Below are 1,321 nucleotides of genomic sequence, written 5' to 3' on the forward strand. Positions count from 1 at the left end.
GCGCTGGGGGATCCCCTCATAATTGAGGTTTTCCAGCGTCATGAACTAAGTTTATATATTCGATTAATGCCCAGCGAAAAATTGTCTCCTTTACCGGATATTTGTCTCTTTTGCGTACTTCCTTTCCAAGTCTAACAATTGATAGCACAGCCTGCTTTCTCACTGTATTGGCTTGAAAATATCTTTGCCATCCAAGGTGTTGTGCCGCTAACCCAATACACCACAACACGATTTCAGCCAGCATAGAGATGAGCAGCAATACATCATATCGCTTTGGACAACGGCTGCGGCTTTGTCTAAGGCCCATGCCATATTGCGGACTTTTTAAATCGCGGAAGGTTTCTTCAATTTGCATTCGCTTAGCATATAAATCGACGACCTTTGAAGGGCCAAAGTAGTCCGGAGGTAGATTTGTTGCGAGTAGCCAAGGCTCTTTACTCCCTGAGCTGTAACTCTTTTGTGCGGTGTGATTTCGCCCAGCTTTAGAAGAACGCTTATCCTTACGCAGCTTAGGTTTAGCTTTAAACAAGTGCAGGTAACATTGTAGCGGAGACTTGCGCGCTAACTTGACGCTACCCATGTATTTCGCGGTTGAATTCGCTTTAGGATAGAGGGATTTATTTGACTGCCATGATGTTTGGCCGTTGAGCATAAAACTGACATCACCACGAACTCTACCTAGCCAAAACCAGCCATGGCGCTCGACTTCCCTAAACCAAGTATTGCGATAACCTGCATCGGTGACGATGAGCGGGCAGCATCCTGGCGGCAATACGTTAGCAAGCTCAGCTAAGAAAGCGTTATGACTGCGTGGGGCATTGTAATCTTCAAACAGAAAAGTGCGTTCGTACAACGTAATGGAGCGACCTTTAACACTGATTGATGCGCGTAAGGTCATCATTCGCAGTTGTTCGCGCACATCAGACCAATCCACAAGAATAATGGGCATCGGATTTGAGCCGCAGAGATACTGTGCATGCCATTGATAAATAGCGAACTTATCTTTGACAACATGTAGATTTCCGAGCAGTCGGTCAATACGCTTGATATTGTGTTTTGGTGCAACGTTACCCGTTATGTTCCGTCCTAACTGGGTTAACGAGAGTTGATTGCCATCGAGTAAAGACTCAGTAGCAACCATCAGAGAATTAAGGCGTTTTTGGTGTATTTGAGGGCATTGTTTTTTGAGTAAATCGTGTAATATGTCGATATCACGCATGATGTTGGATCTAGTAGGTTTTTGGCGAAATTGATTAGATCAAACAGCATCATGCGTGTCTACTTATTTGAATCCCATCGAATTTATGTGGGGATTCGCTAG

Annotated in this window: 1 protein-coding gene; it reads right to left on the reverse strand. The window is 44.5% G+C overall.

Features of this window, described 5'->3' with window-relative positions; translation table 11 throughout:
* Positions 1-16: 16 nt before the first annotated feature.
* A complete protein-coding gene (locus L5L97_RS22745) occupies positions 17-1,219 on the reverse strand; it encodes an IS4 family transposase (protein WP_263187185.1) in 1,203 nt (400 codons plus the stop codon).
* Positions 1,220-1,321: the final 102 nt, after the last annotated feature.

The sequence above is a fragment of the Shewanella sp. SM71 genome, from assembly GCF_025653905.1.
Lineage (GTDB): Bacteria > Pseudomonadota > Gammaproteobacteria > Enterobacterales > Shewanellaceae > Shewanella > Shewanella oncorhynchi.